This is a genomic window from Pseudomonas sp. DR 5-09, assembly GCF_001655595.1.
GTDB classification, from domain to species: Bacteria; Pseudomonadota; Gammaproteobacteria; order Pseudomonadales; family Pseudomonadaceae; genus Aquipseudomonas; species Aquipseudomonas pharyngis.
The window spans coordinates 1,874,158-1,894,305 of sequence record NZ_CP011566.1 but is presented as its reverse complement, the minus strand read 5'-3'; the positions used below and the strand labels follow the sequence as shown (position 1 = coordinate 1,894,305).

General features: G+C 59.6%; 17 protein-coding genes. 8 read left to right on the top strand and 9 right to left on the bottom strand.

Annotation, left to right across the window (positions count from 1 at the left end; genetic code table 11):
- Positions 1–330: 330 nt before the first annotated feature.
- Positions 331–1,044, bottom strand: a complete 714-nt coding sequence (locus PDR5_RS08585; RefSeq protein ID WP_011333178.1) for a UTRA domain-containing protein — start codon at positions 1,042–1,044, stop codon at positions 331–333.
- Positions 1,045–1,395: 351 nt separating this feature from the next.
- On the opposite strand from PDR5_RS08585, the gene PDR5_RS08580 reads away from it, so the two are divergent.
- The 6 genes from PDR5_RS08580 to PDR5_RS08555 all read left to right on the top strand — a co-directional run bounded on the left by PDR5_RS08580 (position 1,396) and on the right by PDR5_RS08555 (position 6,751).
- A complete protein-coding gene (locus PDR5_RS08580; RefSeq protein WP_064594574.1) occupies positions 1,396–2,460 on the top strand; it encodes an ABC transporter substrate-binding protein in 1,065 nt (354 codons plus the stop codon).
- A gap of 181 nt (positions 2,461–2,641) precedes the next feature.
- Complete coding sequence (locus tag PDR5_RS08575) at positions 2,642–3,448, top strand: alkaline phosphatase family protein (protein WP_007960205.1); 807 nt, start codon at positions 2,642–2,644, stop codon at positions 3,446–3,448.
- Between the two features lie 5 nt (positions 3,449–3,453).
- Entirely contained in the window at positions 3,454–4,290 is an 837-nt protein-coding gene (locus PDR5_RS08570) for an ABC transporter permease (RefSeq protein WP_172829520.1), read from the top strand.
- Positions 4,277–5,077, top strand: a complete 801-nt coding sequence (locus PDR5_RS08565; protein ID WP_064594570.1) for an ABC transporter permease — start codon at positions 4,277–4,279, stop codon at positions 5,075–5,077. Before PDR5_RS08570 ends, PDR5_RS08565 begins: the two co-directional genes overlap by 14 nt.
- Positions 5,074–6,063 (top strand): ABC transporter ATP-binding protein, encoded by a 990-nt coding sequence (locus PDR5_RS08560; protein WP_064594568.1) that lies wholly within the window; start codon positions 5,074–5,076, stop codon positions 6,061–6,063. Before PDR5_RS08565 ends, PDR5_RS08560 begins: the two co-directional genes overlap by 4 nt.
- Before the next feature lie 34 nt (positions 6,064–6,097).
- The gene (locus PDR5_RS08555) at positions 6,098–6,751 is read left to right on the top strand and encodes an HAD family hydrolase (protein WP_064594567.1); all 654 of its coding nucleotides are present in this window, start codon (positions 6,098–6,100) and stop codon (positions 6,749–6,751) included.
- A 45-nt stretch (positions 6,752–6,796) separates the two neighbouring features.
- Here PDR5_RS08555 and PDR5_RS08550 read toward each other — a convergent pair whose 3' ends face one another.
- Positions 6,797–7,759 (bottom strand): zinc-binding dehydrogenase, encoded by a 963-nt coding sequence (locus PDR5_RS08550; RefSeq protein ID WP_064594565.1) that lies wholly within the window; start codon positions 7,757–7,759, stop codon positions 6,797–6,799.
- Between the two features lie 181 nt (positions 7,760–7,940).
- Between PDR5_RS08550 and PDR5_RS08545 the strand changes: the two genes are divergently transcribed.
- Positions 7,941–10,025, top strand: a complete 2,085-nt coding sequence (locus tag PDR5_RS08545; protein ID WP_166742345.1) for a carboxy terminal-processing peptidase — start codon at positions 7,941–7,943, stop codon at positions 10,023–10,025.
- A gap of 134 nt (positions 10,026–10,159) precedes the next feature.
- On the top strand, positions 10,160–11,950 hold the full coding sequence (locus tag PDR5_RS08540) for a bifunctional diguanylate cyclase/phosphodiesterase (protein WP_064594563.1): 1,791 nt from the start codon (positions 10,160–10,162) through the stop codon (positions 11,948–11,950).
- A 16-nt stretch (positions 11,951–11,966) separates the two neighbouring features.
- Here PDR5_RS08540 and PDR5_RS08535 read toward each other — a convergent pair whose 3' ends face one another.
- The 7 genes from PDR5_RS08535 to PDR5_RS08505 form a co-directional block, all read right to left on the bottom strand.
- Positions 11,967–12,383, bottom strand: a complete 417-nt coding sequence (locus tag PDR5_RS08535; protein WP_064594561.1) for a hypothetical protein — start codon at positions 12,381–12,383, stop codon at positions 11,967–11,969.
- Positions 12,383–17,167: an RHS repeat-associated core domain-containing protein gene (locus PDR5_RS08530; protein ID WP_064594559.1), complete on the bottom strand. Its 4,785-nt coding sequence runs from the start codon at positions 17,165–17,167 to the stop codon at positions 12,383–12,385. The genes PDR5_RS08535 and PDR5_RS08530 overlap by 1 nt, the downstream gene beginning before the upstream one ends.
- Before the next feature lie 226 nt (positions 17,168–17,393).
- Positions 17,394–17,801 (bottom strand): SEL1-like repeat protein, encoded by a 408-nt coding sequence (locus PDR5_RS08525; protein WP_039769853.1) that lies wholly within the window; start codon positions 17,799–17,801, stop codon positions 17,394–17,396.
- On the bottom strand, positions 17,802–18,173 hold the full coding sequence (locus PDR5_RS08520) for a hypothetical protein (protein WP_003223109.1): 372 nt from the start codon (positions 18,171–18,173) through the stop codon (positions 17,802–17,804).
- The gene (locus PDR5_RS08515) at positions 18,170–18,511 is read right to left on the bottom strand and encodes a helix-turn-helix domain-containing protein (RefSeq protein ID WP_007950435.1); all 342 of its coding nucleotides are present in this window, start codon (positions 18,509–18,511) and stop codon (positions 18,170–18,172) included. Before PDR5_RS08515 ends, PDR5_RS08520 begins: the two co-directional genes overlap by 4 nt.
- Before the next feature lie 114 nt (positions 18,512–18,625).
- The gene (locus PDR5_RS08510; RefSeq protein ID WP_064594557.1) at positions 18,626–19,081 is read right to left on the bottom strand and encodes a YkvA family protein; all 456 of its coding nucleotides are present in this window, start codon (positions 19,079–19,081) and stop codon (positions 18,626–18,628) included.
- Between the two features lie 297 nt (positions 19,082–19,378).
- The gene (locus PDR5_RS08505; protein WP_039769851.1) at positions 19,379–20,101 is read right to left on the bottom strand and encodes an FKBP-type peptidyl-prolyl cis-trans isomerase; all 723 of its coding nucleotides are present in this window, start codon (positions 20,099–20,101) and stop codon (positions 19,379–19,381) included.
- Positions 20,102–20,148 lie beyond the last annotated feature (47 nt).

Here is a 20,148-nt window from a genome sequence, read left to right as displayed (position 1 = left end):
CGAGTAAAGCTTTTGATCTTTTGGCCCCGTTGGGAGGCTGAGTGGAGGGATTCATCCGGGGGTGGGAGCGCAGCGACCGTGCGGCGCAGCCGCATGCATCGAGAGGAGGTGCAGCGAAGCAAACCGTAGGCGATGCCCCCGGATGAATCCCGGAGCGAAGGGACACCGAGCCACAGCGAGGCGCCGAACATTGGGGCAAAGACCTTTGCTTCCTTTGGGGCGTTTGCCAAAGGGAGTCGCTGTAAAAGCGAAACCGTCAGCGGCAGCACCCGAAGAAACGGATATGTACACAGTCAACCCAAAACCTGGTCGGCCCAGCGGCCGCCAAGGTCAAACAACATCAACCCCAACGTGAATCGCATCATGCCGCCAAAACTCCAGATCACAATCAATCAACCGCCCAAACTGATCATAATTAACCCGAGCAATCCTCAACCCCGGACTCCCCACCGACACCCGTAAAGCCGCCGCCGCATCCACCGACAACGACGTAGGCACAATCTCGAACCGCACCCGCCCATAGTGCAAATCGTAATGCCGCGCATACAGCTCGGTAATCGACTGATTCAGATCAAACTCCAGAATCCCCGGAAAAAACTGCGGATTCAGATAATGCTCCACATACAACACCAGCCGCCCATCGATCCGCCGCGACCGGCAGATCTGAATCACGCTCGACAACGCCGGCAACTGCAACCACGCACAGACCGCCGCTGAAGCCGGCTGCAACCGCGCCGAAATCACCTCGGTCGACGGCACCCGCCCCTGCGCACTGACCATCGCGTGAAAGTGACTGCGCTGCATCAGGTTGTAAGCCAGACGCGGTGGCGACACGAACCAGCCACGCCGCTCCTCGCGATAAATCTGCCCTTGCGCCTCCAGCTGCAACAAGGCTTCGCGTACCGTAATTCGCGTCGTGCCGAACAGCTCACTGAGCTTGCGCTCGGCCGGCAACTTGCTCCCCGCCGCCAGCAACCCATGGTCGAGCTGCTCCTGAAGGATCTGGCCAATCGCTGTCACCGCTTTTGTTGCCTCATCGCGCATCAACGTTACCTATCTGGACTAGACCAGCACTGTTTCGGGGCAAAACCGCACAGCAATCGTGCCGTCCGGTCGTGTTGCAAGCCTAGGCAGTGCAGATGACCGAGAGATGACAAAACTACCGAACGGTCGCCCTGACAACTTGCAATACATCGGCCAAGTCCCTTGCCCACCGGGACTTGGCGGGTGGTCTACGCTTACCGGGCACTCGCTGATACAGGAGATAGAAAAGGCTGGGCGAGCCATCGCCGACATCAAAGTGTCATCGAGCCCCCTTAAATTGGCTCAGGTATTGCTGACCTAGACCAACACAAACCGCAATTGCAGCGTTGAACACGACCAAGGAGCTTTGGAATGAAACAGTTTTTCCTGGCATCACTGTTAGGCTCGACCATTGCCATGTGCACCGCCGCCATGGCGGCTGACGATCTGAAAACCCTCGAAGCCGCTGCGAAAGCGGAAGGCGCCGTCAACAGTGTCGGCATGCCCGATGACTGGGCCAACTGGAAAGGCACCTGGGAAGACCTGGCCAAGAAATACGGCCTGAAACACATCGACACCGACATGAGCTCGGCCCAGGAAATCGCCAAGTTCGCCGCTGAAAAAGACAACGCCACCGCCGACATCGGCGATGTCGGCGCGGCTTTCGGCCCGATCGCGGTCAAGCAGGGCGTGGTGCAACCGTACAAGCCGAGTACCTGGGACCAAGTGCCGGACTGGGCCAAGGACAAGGACGGCAACTGGGCGCTGGCCTACACCGGCACCATCGCCTTCATCGTCAACAAGAAGCTGCTGCACGGTTCCGAAGTACCGACCAAATGGGCTGACCTCAAGGGCGGCAAATACAAGGTTTCCATCGGTGACGTGAGCACCGCCGCACAAGCTGCCAACGGCGTACTCGCCGCAGCGCTGGCCAACGGCGGCGACGAGAAAAACATCCAGCCTGCCCTGCTGCTGTTCGCGGACATCGCCAAGCAGGGGCGCCTGTCGATGGCCAACCCGACCATCGCCACCATGGAAAAAGGCGAGATCGAAGTCGGCGTGGTCTGGGACTTCAACGGCTTGAGCTACAAGGCCAAGATGGCCAACCCGGATGACTACGTGGTACTGATCCCGTCCGACGGTTCGGTGATTTCCGGCTACACCACCATCATCAACAAATACGCGAAAAACCCGAACGCCGCCAAGCTGACCCGCGAATACATCTTCAGCGACGCCGGCCAGACCAACCTCGCCCGCGGCAACGCTCGCCCGATCCGCGCCGAGCACCTGCAACTGCCGGAAGACGTGAAGGCCAAGCTGCTGCCGAACGAGCAGTACAAAAAGGTCACGCCGATCAAGGACGCCGATGCCTGGGAAAAAACCTCCAAGGCCCTGCCGCAGAAGTGGAACGAAGAAGTCATCGTCGAGATGAAATAAAGCGGCTGATCACCCTTTTGTGATCTGTTGAAGATCCAAATGTGGGAGCGGGCTTGCTCGCGAATGCGGTGGATCAGTCAAAAAATTATCGACTGACACTCCGCTTTCGCGAGCAAGCCCGCTCCCACAGGGGGATCCGGGTTGAACCTGAAATTTTCTGTTTCGCGGAGTTTTTGCCCCTATGAAGCACACCGTCATCCTTGTCGTGCTCGACGGCCTCAACTACGAGGTCGCGCGTCACGCCATGGGGCATCTGCAGGCTTACGTTGGCGCAGGACGCGCGGCGCTCTACCAGTTGGAGTGCGAGCTGCCGGCCTTGTCCCGACCACTTTACGAATGCATCCTCACCGGTGTGCCGCCGATCGACAGCGGCATCGTCCACAACAACGTCTCGCGCCTGTCCAACCAGCGCAGCATCTATCACTACGCCCGCGATGCCGGCCTGAAAACCGCTGCCGCGGCGTACCACTGGGTCAGCGAGCTCTACAACCGCTCGCCGTTCGTGGCGGCACGGGATCGGCATACCGATGACCCGACGCTACCGATCCAGCACGGCCACTTCTACTGGAACGATCACTACCCGGATTCGCACCTGTTCGCCGACGCGGAAAACCTGCGCCTGCGCCATGCACCGGACTTTCTGCTGATCCACCCGATGAACATCGACGACGCCGGCCACAAGCACGGCCTCGACACCCCGCAATACCGCAACAGCGCACGCAGCGCCGACATCATCCTCGCCGATTACCTGCAAGGCTGGCTCGACGCCGGCTGCCAGGTGCTGGTGACCGCCGACCATGGCATGAACAACGACCGCTCCCACAACGGCCTGCTGCCGGAAGAACGTCAGGTGCCGCTGTTCGTGCTCGGCGACGCCTTCAGCCTGAACAGTGACGCTGCACCGAAGCAGACCGACATCTGCGGCACCGTGTGCGAACTGCTCGGCGTGCCCCACGACAAACCTGTGTGCCGGGAGTTGCTCAAGTGAACTCAATGACTCGCGGCAAATGGCTGGCCGCCCTGTGCCTGGTGCCTTTCGCGCTGTTCTTTATCGTGTTCGAAATCGCCCCGCTGATCTGGGTGATGATCAACAGCCTGCAATCGGAAGAGTTCGGCTGGGGCTTCGCCAACTTCAGCAAGATCTTCAATTCGAAATTCTATTTGCAGGCGATCCGGTACAGCCTCGAAATCAGTTTCTGGTCGAGTGTGTTCGGGATCATCATCGCGGTGCTGGGTGCGTATTCTCTGCGCCGGGTCGACTCGAAACTGCGCAACTTCGTCAACGCCTTCGCCAACATGACCAGCAACTTTGCCGGCGTGCCCCTGGCCTTCGCGTTCATCATCCTGCTCGGCTTCAACGGCAGCATCACCATCATGTTGAAGCAGGCCGGGATCATCGAGGACTTCAACCTGTATTCGAAAACCGGGCTGATCATCCTCTACACCTACTTCCAGATTCCCCTCGGCGTCTTGCTGTTGTACCCGGCATTCGACGCACTGCGTGAAGACTGGCGCGAATCCGCCGCACTGCTCGGCGCCGACAGCTGGCAGTTCTGGCGCCACATCGGCCTGCCGGTACTGACCCCGGCCCTGCTCGGCACCTTCGTGATTCTGTTGGCCAACGCCCTCGGCGCCTACGCCACGGTCTACGCGCTGACCACCGGCAACTTCAACGTATTGCCGATCCGGATTGCGGCGATGGTCTCCGGCGACATTTCCCTCGATCCGAACCTGGCCAGTGCCCTGGCCGTGGTGCTGGTGGCGCTGATGACACTGGTGACCGTCGTGCATCAACTGCTGCTGAAGAGGAGCTACCATGTCTCGCGCTGAATCCGGACCGGCCGGCGTCTACCACCGCGTCGTGGTCTATCTGTTGTTCGCCATCCTGCTGCTGCCGCTGGTGGGCACGCTGATCTATTCGATCGCCAGCAGTTGGTCGGCCACCATCCTGCCCAGCGGTTTCACCTTCAAGTGGTACATCCAGTTGTGGAGCGATCCGCGTTTTCTGCACGCCTTCGGCCAGTCGTTGCTGGTGTGCGTCGGCGCGCTGTTCCTGTCGGTGGTGCTGATCCTGCCGCTGCTGTTCGTGGTGCATTACCACTTCCCGAAACTCGATGCACTGATGAACATCCTGATCCTGCTGCCCTTCGCAGTGCCGCCGGTGGTGTCGTCGGTGGGGCTGTTGCAGCTCTACGGTTCCGGGCCGTTTGCGATGGTCGGCACGCCGTGGATCCTGATCGGTTGCTACTTCACCGTGGCGCTGCCGTTCATGTACCGGGCGATCACCAACAACCTGCAAGCGATCAACCTGCGCGACCTGATGGACGCTGCCCAACTACTCGGGGCCAGCACCTTTCAGGCAGCCTTCCTGGTGGTGCTGCCGAACCTGCGCAAAGGCCTGATGGTCGCGTTGCTGCTGTCGTTCTCGTTCCTGTTCGGTGAGTTCGTGTTCGCCAACATCCTGGTCGGCACTCGCTACGAAACCCTGCAGGTTTATCTGAACAACATGCGCAACAGCAGCGGCCACTTCACCAGTGCGCTGGTGATCTCCTACTTCTTTTTCGTGCTGGTCCTGACCTGGGTCGCCAACATCTTGAACAAGGACAAAAGCGAATGAGCTATGTCAGCGTCCAACACCTGCAAAAAAACTACGCGGGCACCACGGTGTTCAGCGACATCAACTGCGAAATCCAGAAGGGCGAATTTGTCACCCTGCTCGGCCCGTCCGGCTGCGGCAAATCCACCCTGCTGCGTTGCATCGCCGGGCTGACGCCGGTGGATGGCGGCCAGATTCTGCTCGATGGCGTCGACATCGTGCCGCTCACCCCGCAGAAACGCGGGATCGGCATGGTGTTCCAGAGCTACGCGCTGTTCCCAAACATGACCGTCGAACAAAACGTCGCCTTCGGCTTGCGCATGCAAAAGGTCAACACCGACGACAGCCACAAGCGAGTTGCCGAGGTGTTGAAACTGGTTGAACTCAACGATTTCGCCAGTCGCTATCCGCATCAGTTGTCCGGCGGTCAATGCCAGCGTGTCGCCCTCGCCCGCTCACTGGTGACCCGTCCGCGTCTGTTGCTGCTGGATGAACCGCTATCGGCCCTCGATGCGCGGATTCGCAAACACCTGCGCGAACAGATCCGTCAGATCCAGCGCGAACTCGGCCTGACCACGATTTTCGTCACACACGATCAGGAAGAAGCCCTGACCATGTCTGACCGGATTTTCCTGATGAATCAGGGAAAGATCGTACAAAGCGGCGATGCCGAAACCCTCTACACCGCGCCGGTCGACGTGTTCGCCGCCGGGTTCATCGGCAACTACAACCTGCTGGATGCCGAGAGCGCGTCAAAGCTGTTGCAACGGCCGATCAACCACCGCATCGCGATTCGCCCGGAGGCCATCGAACTGAGCCTCAGTGGTGAACCCGATGCACAGATTCGCAGCCACAGCCTGCTGGGCAACGTGATTCGCTATCGCGTCGAAGCTCGGGGCGTGGAACTGGTGGTGGATGTGCTCAACCGCTCGGCGGCGGATCTGCATCCCGACGGTCAGCGCCTGTCACTTTCCATCGATCCCACCGCCCTGTGTAAGGTAGCCTGATGACTTTGCTGACACCCAAGAGGGAACTGAACTGATGGCCCTGGCAATTTTTGATCTGGACGACACCCTGATCCACGGCGACTGCGCCACCCTCTGGAGCGAGCAGATGGGGCGCCTGGGCTGGGTCGATCCCGAGTCGTTCATGCGCCGGAACAACGAGCTGATGGACGCCTACAGCCATGGCAAGTTGCGCATGGAAGACTATATGGACTTCAGCCTCGAACCGATGATCGGGCGTACCCCGGAGGAAGTCGAGCATCTGGTCGGGCCGTGGGTTGAAGACTTCATCGAGCCGATCATCTTCAGCGACGCCACCAAGACCATCGCCGCTCACCGCAAGGCCGGCGACCGGATCCTGGTGATCTCGGCCTCGGGCACGCACCTGGTCAAACCCATCGCCGAGCGGCTGGGCATCGACGAGGTCCTGGCAATCGAGCTGGAAGTGGCGCACGGCGTCTACAGCGGCCACACCGTGGGCACCCTGACCTATCGCGAAGGCAAGATCACCCGTTTGCTGGAATGGCTGGACGCCGAAGAGGAAAACCTTGAGGGCGCGAGTTTCTATTCCGACTCACGCAATGATCTGCCGCTGCTGTTGAAAGTGGATTACCCGCATGTGGTCAATCCGGATCCGGTATTGCTTGCAGAGGCCGAGAAGTCCGGCTGGCCGATCCACCTCTGGAAATAGGCGATTGGCTTGTGGGAGCAGACCTGCTCCCACAAGCATCGATGATCAGCTCAGGCTTTCGTCGATCACCAGCACCAGCTTCCCTGCTACGGTGTTGCTCGCAAGCTCCGCAAACGCAGCCTCGGCATCCTTGATCGGGAACGCCTTGGCCAGTTGCGGCTTCAGGCGTCCTTCGGAAAACAGCGGCCACACGTGCTGGCTCAGATCGCTGAACAGATCCGCCTTGAACTGATCGTCACGGCTGCGCAGGGTCGAACCCAGCAGGTGCACGCGCTTGGCCAGCACCTGGGCCAGATCCAGTTTTGCCTCGCGGCCGCCCATCAGACCGATCAGCACCCAGCGTCCGTCCTGCGCCATCAGCTTGAGGTTCAACGCCGAATAGTTGCCGCCCACCGGATCCAGGATCACATCGAACGGCCCGAAATCCCGCAGGCTTTCCAGGTCGTCGGTGCGAACCACCCCGCCCTGGGCACCCAACGACTCGCAATAGACCAGCCGCTCAGCCGAGCCGACGCTGACCCAGCACGGATTGCCGAAAGCCTTGCACAGTTGAATCGCGGCTGAGCCGATACCACTGGCTCCAGCGTGCAGAAGAACTTTCTCACCCGGTTTGAGCGCCGCAATTTGAAACACATTCAGCCAGACGGTCGCGTACACCTCGGGCAACGCCGCGGCTTCAATCAGCGATACGCCTTCCGGAACCGGCAGCACATGCCGTCCGTCGATGACCACTTCTTCGGCCATCCCGCCCCCGGCCAGCAAGGCGCAGACCCGGTCACCGACCTGCCAGGACGATCCTGCACCGACCTCGCTGATCACCCCGGAACACTCAAGACCCAGCACCTGGCTGGCACCCGGAGGGGGTGGATAAAGTCCTGCTTTCTGTAATAAATCCGCGCGATTGAGGCCCGCTGCCGCCACCCGGATGCGAACTTGTCCTACATCGCATGTAGGACTTGGTTCATCAACCCATGCCACTTGACCTTCAACGCCTTGCAATGCCTTCACAGTGCCTCCATAGTGAGTCTGGACTGAGCCCGAAGCTGTAGCGCCGGGCTTTTTGCATTATGCGACCGGCCCTGGGGTCTGAACGAACGCTGAACAGCAGTTATCGTACAGAGCGTAGCGGTACCGGCGACTTCAAAGACGGCCTAATATGCGTTATCAATTGTCCCCGCGTCGAATCAGCATGAAGCATCTGCTCCCCAGCACCGCCCTCGCTCTTTTCATCGGTATCGGTCTGTTGCCGGTGTCGGGCACCACATTCGCAGCCAACAGCTGGGACAAGTTACAGCCTGATCGCGACGAAGTGATCGCCAGTCTGAACGTCGTCGAGTTGCTCAAGCGTCATCACTACAGCAAGCCGCCGCTCGACGATGCGCGCTCGGTGATCATCTACGACAGCTACATCAAGCTGCTCGACCCGTCGCGCAGCTATTTCATGGCCAGCGACATCGCCGAATTCGACAAGTGGAAGACCCAATTCGACGACTTCCTCAAGAGCGGCGACCTCAACGCCGGGTTCACCATCTACAAGCGCTACCTGGACCGCGTGAAGGCGCGTCTGGACTTCGCCCTTGCCGAGCTGAACAAAGGCGTCGACAAGATGGACTTCACCACCAGGGAAACCTTGCTGATCGATCGCAAGGATGCTCCGTGGCTCAAGTCCACCGCCGAACTCGATGACCTGTGGCGCAAACGCGTCAAGGACGAAGTGCTGCGGCAGAAGATCGCCGGCAAAGAGCCGAAGCAGATCCAGGAAACCCTGACCAAGCGCTACAAGAATCAACTGGCGCGTCTGGACCAGACCCGCGCCGAAGACATCTTCCAGGCGTACATCAACACCTTCGCCATGTCTTACGATCCGCACACCAACTATCTGTCGCCGGATAACGCGGAGAACTTCGACATCAACATGAGCCTGTCCCTCGAGGGCATCGGCGCCGTGTTGCAGAGCGACAACGACCAGGTGAAAGTCGTGCGTCTGGTGCCGGCAGGCCCGGCCGACAAGACCAAGCAGGTTGCTCCGGCCGACAAGATCATCGGCGTTGCCCAGGGCAACAAAGAGATGGTTGACGTGGTCGGCTGGCGTCTGGACGAAGTGGTCAAGCTGATCCGTGGCCCGAAAGGCACCGTGGTGCGTCTGGAAGTCATCCCGGCCAGCAATGCGCCGAACGATCAGACCAGCAAGATCGTGCCGATCACCCGCGAAGCGGTGAAGCTCGAAGACCAGGCCGTGAAGAAGTCCGTGCTGAACCTGAAACAGGACGGCAAGGACTACAAGCTCGGCGTGATCGAGATTCCGGCGTTCTACCTCGACTTCAAGGCCTTCCGTGCCGGCGATCCGGACTACAAGAGCACCACTCGCGACGTCAAGAAGCTGCTGACCGAACTGCAGAAAGAGAAAGTCGACGGCGTGGTCATCGACCTGCGCAACAACGGCGGCGGTTCCCTGCAGGAAGCCACCGAGCTGACCAGCCTGTTCATCGACAAGGGCCCTACCGTGCTCGTGCGTAACGCCGATGGCCGGGTCGATGTACTTGAAGATGAAAACCCGGGCGCCTTCTACAAAGGCCCGATGGCGCTGCTGGTCAACCGCCTGTCCGCCTCGGCTTCGGAGATTTTCGCCGGCGCCATGCAGGACTACCACCGTGCGCTGATCATCGGTGGCCAGACCTTCGGCAAAGGCACCGTGCAGACCATCCAGCCGCTGAACCACGGCGAACTGAAACTGACCCTGGCCAAGTTCTACCGGGTTTCCGGCCAGAGCACCCAGCATCAGGGCGTACTGCCGGACATCGATTACCCGTCGATCATCGACACCAAGGAAATCGGCGAAAGCGCCCTGCCGGAAGCCATGCCGTGGGACACCATCCGCGCAGCGATCAAACCGGCGAGCGATCCGTTCAAGCCGTACCTGGCCCAGCTGAAATCCGAGCATGACAGCCGTTCTGCCAAGGATGCGGAGTTCGTGTTCATCCGCGACAAGCTGGCCCTGGCGCAGAAGCTGCTGGAAGAAAAAACCGTCAGCCTCAATGAAGCCGAACGCCGTGCCCAGCACGCCGACATCGACGCCAAGCAACTGGCGATGGAGAACATCCGTCGCAAGGCCAAAGGCGAAGAACCGCTCAAAGAGCTGAAGAAAGAAGACGACGACGCCCTGGCCGCCGCCGAGCCGGACAAGGTCAAACCGGAAGACGACGCCTACCTGAGCGAGACCGGGCGAGTGCTGCTGGATTACCTGAAGCTGAGCAACCAGGTCGCAAAGAAGTAAGGTGATGGCAATTTAATGCTGACGATCCCCGGATCGTCATCAAACAGTCATCATTCTGTCGTGCAATAAAGGACTGGGAGCTGTTCTCTTCATCGAGAACGCTCCCAGTCCTTTTTTTATCGCCAGAGATTGCCATGACCACGACCGAACAGCTGAGTGCCTTGAGCTCGATCCTGACTCAAAGCGGATTACACAGCCTGTTCCAGCCGATCATTTGCCTCTCCGAACGGCGCATTCTCGGCTACGAAGCCCTGACCCGCGGCCCGTCCAACAGCCCGCTGCACTCGCCCATCGCCCTGTTCGCCGTGGCCCGTCAGGCCGGGCGCTTGAGCGAACTGGAAATCGCCTGCCGTCAGAGTGCCTGTCGTCGCTTCAACGAACAGCAGTTGCCGGGCAAGCTGTTTCTCAACGTCTCTCCCGAATCCCTGCTCGAAGCCGCGCACCAGCCGGGGCGCACGCTGCAGCTGCTGCAGGATTTCGGTATTCCGCCCAGCCAGGTGGTGATCGAACTCACCGAACAGACGCCGATCGATGATTTCCAGTTGCTGCAGACTGCACTGCATCACTATCGGGCGATGGGGTTTTCGATTGCCCTCGACGATCTTGGGGCCGGTTATTCAAGCCTGCGTCTGTGGTCGGAGCTGCGGCCGGATTACGTGAAGATCGACCGGCACTTCATCGACGGCATTCATCAGGATGCGTTGAAACGCGAGTTCGTCGGATCAATCCTGCAAATCGCCAAGGCTTCCCGGGCGCAGGTGATTGCCGAAGGTATCGAGTTGCCAGAGGAACTGGCGGTACTGACCGAAATGGGTGTGGATCTGGTACAGGGCTACCTGCTCGGCCGTCCTCAGGAACACCCGTCGCGCGATGCCCGGGCCTTGATGCCCAAGCACGACAGCAGCGCCGTGGCGCTGAACGATGAAGGCAGCGATCTCAGCGCCCTGCTCAACGATCAACCCGCCGTGAATCGCGACACACCGACCGCCACCGTACTGGAGGCTTTCCGCCGCCAGGCCAACCTCAACTCGCTGGCGGTGCTCGATGAACAGGGCCAACCGTGCGGCATCGTTCATCGTCACTCGTTGTCCGATGCGCTGCTCAAACCCTTTGCCACCGACCTGTTCGCCCGCAAACCGATCAGCCGCCTGATGAACGACGACTTCCTCGCCGTGGAAATGAGCCAGTCGCTGCAACAGGTCAGCCGCCTGATCACCAGCCGCGCCCGCCAACGCATCGAAGAGGATTTCATCATCACCCTAAACGGCAGCTACCTGGGCCTGGGCCGGGTGATTGACGTGCTCAAACTGATCACCGAACTGAAAATCCAGCAGGCCCGCTATGCCAATCCGCTGACCTTGCTGCCGGGGAATGTGCCGATTCAGCAATGTTTGACGAGGTTGCTGCAACAGGGGCGCGAGTCGGTCATCTGCTATGTCGACATCGACAGCTTCAAACCCTTTAACGATATCTACGGATATGGACGTGGGGATGAAGTGCTGCTGTGTCTGGCGCAATGCCTCAACGAACGCGTCGACCCGTCTCGCGACTTTGTCGGGCATATTGGAGGGGACGATTTCCTGTTGGTACTCGGCCCGGAAGATTGGCGCAAACGGCTCAACCAGTTGCTGGATGATTTCCAGAGCCAATGCCGACGTTTCTACCGCCCTGAGCACCTTGAAGCTGGGTGTTTTGTTGCGCCGAATCGCCAGGGTATACGACAGGAGTTTCCGTTGCTGTCACTGTCCATTGGCGTGGTGCATTTGCATCCTGAAGCGTGTGCGCAACTGGATGCGAGTCAGTTGGCAGAGATGGCTTCGCAGGCGAAGCATCATGCGAAGAATGTTCCGGGGTATAGCGTGCATGTTATCGACAGCATACGTGCACTACCTTTTAACGAAGCGCTCGTTTCAGGTCATCGCTGATGTAAAGGCTCGATAACTACCATGTGGACCGATCCTCACCAGCGGCATTCGCGAGATCCTCACCCCAAATTTCCTTCGCAAGCCTGTAGATATCTTGGAAGAAGCAGCGTGGATCCTCTAGAGAGTACCATTCCCCTCGTGGCCAACTTGCTGCTTCGTATTCATCGATCTCGAATAGTTCTTGAAAGTCATAATTTTGCTCCAAGAGCAGCAATTCCAAATTTTCAACTAGTACTAGCTTATGCCTATAGGAAAGGTATGGCAGATTAAGACAATACTTCCTGATAAGAAGCTCTCTATCAGTAGAATCATTAGGATTGTAAACCTCGAGTTCGGCACCTCGAGTTTCCTCCCGATCATAAACGTCGAAAACGCCTATAAACCACATTAAATCCGGTTCAAACTCTTCATTTAAATATGGATCTTTCAACATCACTTCACCTCGGTCGGAAATGCTGTAAACGGGTTTTGTGTATTTACCTGATCAAACTTAACTTCAAACCAATTCAAGTTTTCATTCAAGCTAGGATTGTGAACGTCTTTTTTATTCGGCCTGTACCCACGCCCTGCACCAGGTAGTTCCAATCTCACTATTGGTTTTTTGTTTTGATCTTTTCCGGTGTGCATAATCAAGCCATTCTTATCCTTCGTCATCGCCTTATTTAGCGCGCCCAAATGCATGCGCCAATTATGAAATTGAGAGCTCCGGTTGCCCTTTGCACCTTTTGGGATTAATCCAGTGTGAGGATTCGCACCATTGATTGCTCTCTGTTCAAGAGCTTTATCAGAAATTTCTGAACTGTGCTTTTCGACAGTGTGCATTCCATAACGTTTTTCATATTCCCACACACGTCTCTTCGCATTCGCCTCCGCCAACTCATCAATTCTCTCCCGCCGCTCCTGCGCCGTCATCTTCGGCAGCGCTGGCTCACCCTCATCAACAACTGAACCACCCACCCCATCCGGCACCGGACAGCCCGGCTTGTTCGGCGGCGGACAATTGGAGGTCAACCCCAACGGATCCACCCACCCCGTCGGATTCGGCACGTACCGGTACTGATTCAGCCCACCCGCCAGCTTCACCGGATCCGGCGTCAGGTACCGTCCCATGTCCGGGTCGTAATACCGGTGCCGGTTGTAATGCAGCCCGCTTTCGTCATCGAAGTACTGACCCTGAAAGCGCAGCGGCTGGTTCAGGTAGTCCTCGGTTGCCAGCTCCAGCGAGGTGACTTTGCCGTAGGCGCTGTATTTGGCGGACCAGACGATCTCGCCGCTGTAATCCGTCAATTCCTGCGGGGTGCCGAGGTGGTCGAGTTGGTAGTAGAACGGGCAGGCGCGTTTCGGGCCTTTGCCGTCGAGCATGGCCAGCGGGCGGAAGGTGCCGGGTTCGTAGATGAAGCTGCGGTGCTGGGTCGGGCTGCTTTCGGCGATCAGGTGGTCGCCTTGCCAGAAAAACTCGGTGGTCTGGCCATTGACGGTCTTGCGGATCCGGCGGCCGAAGGCGTCGTATTGGTAGCTGGCGCTGGTGCCGTCGGGGCGGGTCAGGCCGATCAGGCGGTGCTGGCTGTCGTAGCGGTATTCGGTGACGAGGGTTTGCGCGCGGCCGCGGCGTTCGCGGATCAGGTTGCCGAAGGCGTCGTAGTCGTAATGGCGGTCGCCCTGCATCCGCAGGCGGTTGCCTTTGATCTGTGTCGGGCCGGGGCGGTCCTGCATCAGCAGGTTGCCGGCCGGGTCGTGAGCGAAGTTTTCCGGCACATCATCACGGGTGTGGCGCACGCGGATCAGCCGGTCGAGGGCGTCGTAGGTGTAGCTGCGCTGGCCGTGGCGGGTGTCGGCGATGTGTTCGAGGTTGCCGTTGGCGCTGTAGGCAAAGTCGCGGCGGTACAGCGCACTGCGTTGATGACCTACGGCGTGGGCGCGTAAGCGGCCCTGTTCGTCGTAGGTGTATTCGCTGAGCAGCAGGCCTTGTTGACGTTGCTGTTCGCGGCCGTTCTGGTAGACGTGGCGGGTCAGCAAGGCGCCGTTGAGGTCGATCGCGGTCAGCGCGCCGCCCTTGGCGTAGTGGTAGTCGAGCTTGCTGTTGTCCGGCAGACGCATGCGAGTGAGCTGGCCGCAGGCGTCGTAGGTGTAACGCAAGGTGCCCCAGCCCTGATGCTCGCGCACCAGCCGGTCCTGCAGGTCGTATTCGAAGGCCAGCGGGTGATCCTGGCCGTCATCCACGCCGACCAAACGGCCTAAAAGGTCATAGCGATAGCTGACCTCGACCCCGTCCGGCAGGGTCTTGAGCAGCAATCGCCCGGCGCTGTCGCGCTGGTAAGTGGTGACCAGCGTCGAGCCGTCGTCGCCGAACTCGGTCTTTTCCAGCAGATGACTGTTGCGGTCGTAGACATACGCCGTACGCCGGCCATCGAAGCCGGTTTCCTGTCGGATCAGCCCGGTGGGCGTATAGTCCAGCCGATACTTTTCGCCCGACTCGTTCTCGATTTCCGTCAGCAGCAGCTGCGCATGGTCGTAGCGGTACTGCAGCCGCGTGCCGTCGGGGTTGATCCGGCGGCTGACCAAATGCAGGTCATCGTCATATTCGTAGCGGGTGATGCGCCCCAGTTCATCGCGTTCGGCGGTGATCTGGCCGTAGGCGCTGTAGGACCAGGCACGGGTGGCGCCATTCGGCGAGGTGGTCTGGATCAGCCGGCCAACGGCGTCCCACGCATGACGGGTGACCGCGCCATGTTCGTCCTGCGCCGTAATCCGCCGCCCCAAGGCATCGTAGGAAAACTTGCGAACCCCACCGTCCGGCAAGCTCTCCTCGACCAACTGGCCCAGGTCGTTCCAGACGAACACATGGCGGCCACTGTCCGGATAACGGATCGACAGCAACCGCCCCTGCGCGTCGTAGTGGTAATGGGTGACGTGGCCATCCGGGTCGACCGCTTCGGTGATATCACCCTGGGCATTGCGCCGGTACGTCCACACCGCATCGCCACGCGAACGGCTGTGCAGGAAACCGTTGCGGTATTCGTAGGACGTCGGCGCATCGTCCGGCGGAATCAGCGCGATCAGCCGTCCGGCATCGTCGTAGCGGTATTCGGTGACCGCCCCCAGCGCATCCTGCTCGGCGACCAATCGGCCCTGCGCGTCGTAGGTCTTGAGCTGTTCGCCACCATCGGCGGCGACCTGACGCACCAGCCGCGCCGTATCGTCGTGGACGTAGGTTTCTTCAGTGCCGTCGACGTACTGCACCGTGACACTGCCGGCGTCATCCCAGACGTAACGCGTATCCATCTGCGAAAACGACGCCCAGTGCCGCACGCAACGCGCTGCCTTGCCGGCACGCTCCCACTCCCAGAAGAAACTCGCGCCGCCCGCCAGTTGCCGTTGCAGGATGACGTGCTGGTCGTCGTAGTCGTAACGCTCGCACTCGCCGACCGCGTTGGACGCCTCGATCAATCGATGGCGGGCATCAAAGCGGTAGCTGGCCAGCGTCTGCTCGGTGCGCCAGACCGCATCGCGCCAAACCTGATAATCGACCGCAACCAGATGCGCTCGCTCATAGCGCAGCAACAAGGAGCGGCCAGCGCCGTTGTCCAGGCGCTGAATCCGGTCGGAAAGATCCCGATGCACCGTCAGACGATTGCCATAGGCATCGCTGACAGCTGTCAGACGCCCAACCCGAAAGTGATAAAACCGCGCTGCGTCTCCCGCCAGCGCAACGATCAACTCCTCCGGCTCATCTCCCAGAAAGATCGCCGCCCGCGACAAGCTGTTGTGAATGGCCGGCCGCTCGACATTCGGCAGCGGAAACTGCGTGCGCCGGTTCTCATGGTCGACCCAGACCACCGAAGCGCCATCAATCTCCAGCCGATGCGCCAGCGAATGACTCCAGCCAAACCCCAGCCCGACATCGATCTCAACCGCACTGGTGCGATACAACCGACTGAACTCGAACGGCAACAGCCCATCGAGCACACCATCGGTCAGCGTCAGCAGCTCTTCGCCAGTGACCATCGACACCGGGCAGCCATTGGTGCAGGTCCTCGGTGCACAATCGGCACTGTCACCGTTGGGGTTCTTCGCCTGATCCGGCGTGTCGTCGTGGTGCTCGTCTTTTTTCAGGGAGGCATTGCGCCGGGCATCCCAACGCAGTTGCATGCGGCCCTTTTTCACCCCGGCGGCGATACCCCGAGCGGCGACGGATTTGTACTGGTTCACATAGCCGATGAAGGTGCTGACGATGCCGAACATCGCTTTCACCAGACGCATCACCGCCGACAGTAACTGGGCGCCACGATCCGCCAGACGCAAGGTCAGATACGCAATCCCCGCCCCGGCACCGACAAAGGTCAGCACAACGCCGATCAACACATCGATCAGCAGTTGCACCACCACCATCGAGACGGCCTCGGCGGTTTTTCCGGCAATTTCATTAGGTGGCAGCATCTCCAGCCAGAGGCTGGCGGTACGCAGCAACAGGCACAGCGCCGCCTCGTCACTGACGAGCAGTTGGAGCTGCTCCATCTTTTCGGGCATCGACACCGCGAACTCGGCCAACGCTGTCGCGCTGTCTCCCAGACGACCACCAAACTCGAGCGGATTCTTGAGGATCTCCGACAGCAACCCGATGCTGTCCCACACTCCCTCGATCGCCGCCCAGCTCCCGGCCAGCATGCCGTTCCCGGCTGCTGTGACCACCGACTGCGACCATTGCGGCTTGAATCCCTGCCACTCGCTGCGCAGCCAGCCATCCAGCTGCCGAGTCAGGCCATCGTAGGATTCGAAAAGCGCATCAACCTGCTGCTCGCTGGCCTCGCCGTGCACCACCACCCGATAAAACTTGCCCGCCTCACCGGTGAACTCCCCTTTGCCCTGAGCATCAAGGGTGACGGACTTGACTGCGCCGCCCTCCACCGCCACCACATCGACAACGATGCCGCCCAACGGAATGTCGTACGCCGACTCGAACTTGCTCTCGATCTCCATCGGCCCGGATTCCGGGCATTGCACGATCGCAGAAGTAAAACGGTTGTCGTCAATCGCGACTGCCGTACTGTGTTCGCCGAATCGGATGACCCGCTCCATCCCCATCAGCGACGGCAGATCGGCCGCATGACTGACGCCGTCTGCCGAGCGACTGAGCCAGTGCTTCAGCTGTTCGCGATAGAGATCGAGGGTGCGGGGAAAGCTGTCGAGTTCTTGCTCGATGCGGGTGACGGCATCCATCAGCGCATTCCCATGCGCATGGCGAAACGAAAAACCGGGTCGAACATATGCGTTCCCTCGCGCAAAAATCAGGCGAGGGACTTTGCGGGGGATCAATCAGAAAAGAAGTCAGGCGAGTAGGCAGAGGATGTAGGAGAAGTCTGTAACTGATTTTTTATCGAATTGCAGACGCAAAAACGGGGCGGGAGGTTTCCCTCACGCCCCGTTCACGGAACAGGTGATTTGCTTATTGAGAAGCGTCTCGACCAGCCAGCTCTTTCAACTTGAGCTCGGCCAACGGATGCCCGGCCCTGGCGGCCATGGTCCACCAGCGAGCGGCTTCCGAAGGATCTGGCGCTTTGCTCGGTGTACCTGCAAGACTGATGACACCGACCTGATACGCCGCTTTGCCATCCCCGGCCAGCGCTGCCAGTCGCAACAACCGCACACCTTCTTCACGCGCGCCCAGGCCAACCCCGCGAAACGTCAGGATGTGCCCGTAAAAACTTTGCGCGCCGACATCGCCCAGGTTGGCCATGCGCGCAAACTGCCCTTCGAGCCAGCGCCAGCCGCGGGGCTGACGAACAAACCACGACCAGTGAAACAGCCTACGGGCCAGCCAGTAACTTGCCCGCGCCTTGAGTCGTAAAAACACTCAGGCCTCCGCCGATTCCGGGTACTCGTACTCAAACACCCGTACCACTTCCGAGGCATGCCAGGAGGCGGCGGCAACACCGTCGGACGGCCCGGAAAAACGCCCCAGACGCTCGACACACTCAAAGAAACCGGTGCGTGGCAGGCGACTGGCACCCTGGCTGATCACCAGCGAACTGCGCAACGGTTGTTCGGCTTTCGCGTCCAGTGCGGCGAGATGCTCCAGTGCAGCAGTCAATGTCTGCATGGCCGGCGTGGGCAGTTGCAGACGTTCAAGCAAGGCTCGATAAGTCAAAAGATGGCGCTGCCTGCGCGCCTGATCCAGCTCCCCCAGCAATCCGTCCCAATGTTGACGACTGATGCGTACGCTCACGATTGTTCCCTCCACCCTGGCACCGTCAACTCCCAGGCCAGGCTGCGGCGAATCGCGGCGTCGGGCAGACGCTCGCCACTTTCAATCATGGCCAGGTAAGACGGGCTGATGCCTACCGTGCGGGCCAGCGCCTCGATGGCGATGCCCTTCCCTTCGCGCAAACTGCGTAACTGATCCAGACCTGGAAGAATCGGGTCCGGGGTTGCCGCAAGCGGCGCTGGAGCCGGTTGCGACGGTGCTTCGTTGATGCCTGCTGCTTTCAGTAGAGCCTGATACTGAGCCCATGGCAGAACCGCATATTCGGGTTCGCCATCGCGTGCAATTATCTGAATATCCATGACTACCCCGTAGGACAACAACACTTAGCGAGTCGGCACTTTTCCCTAGAAGTGTAATCCTAACAGCGGCCAAGGTCGTGGGGGGTATCTATCTGTATAAGAGGCTGTCGCGATTCAGGACTTTTTCGGCCCCTGAATCTGAAGTTGCTCGGGCGTATCGGGCAGACGCTCGACCACTCTGAGCTTTTCCGGCGCCTGGCGCTGACGCCACAGGCGGAAGGCGTTCAGTTCATCGTCGAGGGTTTTCATTAGCCAGGCGAGAACGGCAATGTCATCGAGCATGCCGAACATGGGAATGAAATCCGGGATCGCATCCACCGGGCTGAGGAAATACATCAGACCGGCCACCACCGAAACGATCGCCTTGGCGCTGATCGCGCGGTATTCGCCGCGCCAGTACGCCAGGCACAGCGCCTGCAACAGACGCAAATCGTCCTTCAGCTTGCCGAGGCGATTGCCTTGGGCGGCGCCTTTGCTGGCCACGGCGAACAACAAGGTCGGCAAGCGGCCTCGCGCCAGCAAACGTCCGGCCAAAGGCAGGAATCGGGCGAAATTCCACGGCGCTTTCATTTATTTCTCCCGTTGAAATGTTATCCACACAAATTGTGGATAACCTTGTGAACAGAGCTGCATTTCAGCGCTGAGAGCCCCGTTTCATAAGGGCTGCGCTCAGATCGGGCGTTTTTTACACACATAAAAAAACCCAATATTTCATTGACTTGGCGGCTCCGGGCGTCTAGCGCGAGCAACCTTAAAGTCTAGGACTGCCATGACCGGCATCGGTTCGGTCTGTTTACGCCGACCATCGTCCAGATGCAACAACGCCCCGCATAAGCGAGGCGTTGTTGTTGAAACCGGTGCCGATGCTTATTGCTTGGCGGCAGCGGCGTCTTCTTTGGCTGGATCCTTGATACCCAACAGTTCCAGGTCGAAGACCAGAACCGAGTTGGCCGGGATTGCCGGGCTTGGCGATTGTGCGCCGTAAGCCAGATCGCTAGGGATGTACAGCTTGTACTTCTCGCCAACGTGCATCAGTTGCAGGCCTTCGACCCAACCCGGGATCACACCGCTGACCGGCAGATCGATCGGGCTGCCGCGCTCGACGGAGCTGTCGAATACGGTGCCGTTGGTCAGCTTGCCGGTGTAGTGAACGGTCACGACATCAGTAGGCTTAGGCTGTGGGCCGTCGGCTTTCTTGACCACTTCGTACTGCAAGCCGGAAGCGGTGGTGGTCACGCCGGCTTTCTTGCCGTTTTCTTCGAGGAATTTCTTGCCGGCGGCTGCCGACTCTTCGCTCATCTTGGCCATGCGCTCTTCGGCACGCTTTTGCAGCGCGGCGAAAGCTTCGACCAGTTCTTCATCTTTCAGCTTCTGTTCTTTCTTGCCAACGGCATCTTCGATGCCCTGGGCTACCGCTTTGGAGTCCAGATCATCCATGCCTTCCTGAGCAAGGCTCTTGCCCATGTTCAGGCCGATACCGTAGGAAGCTTTTTGCGCCGGGGTTTTCAGCTCTACGCTGGTCTGCGAATCACAACCCGCGAGTACCAGGCTAACCAGGGCAACCGCCGCCGCCAACCGATGCTGTTTCATGCTATTTCCTTGTTCATGCGCCGAAAGGGCAATCGAGTAAAGCCGCG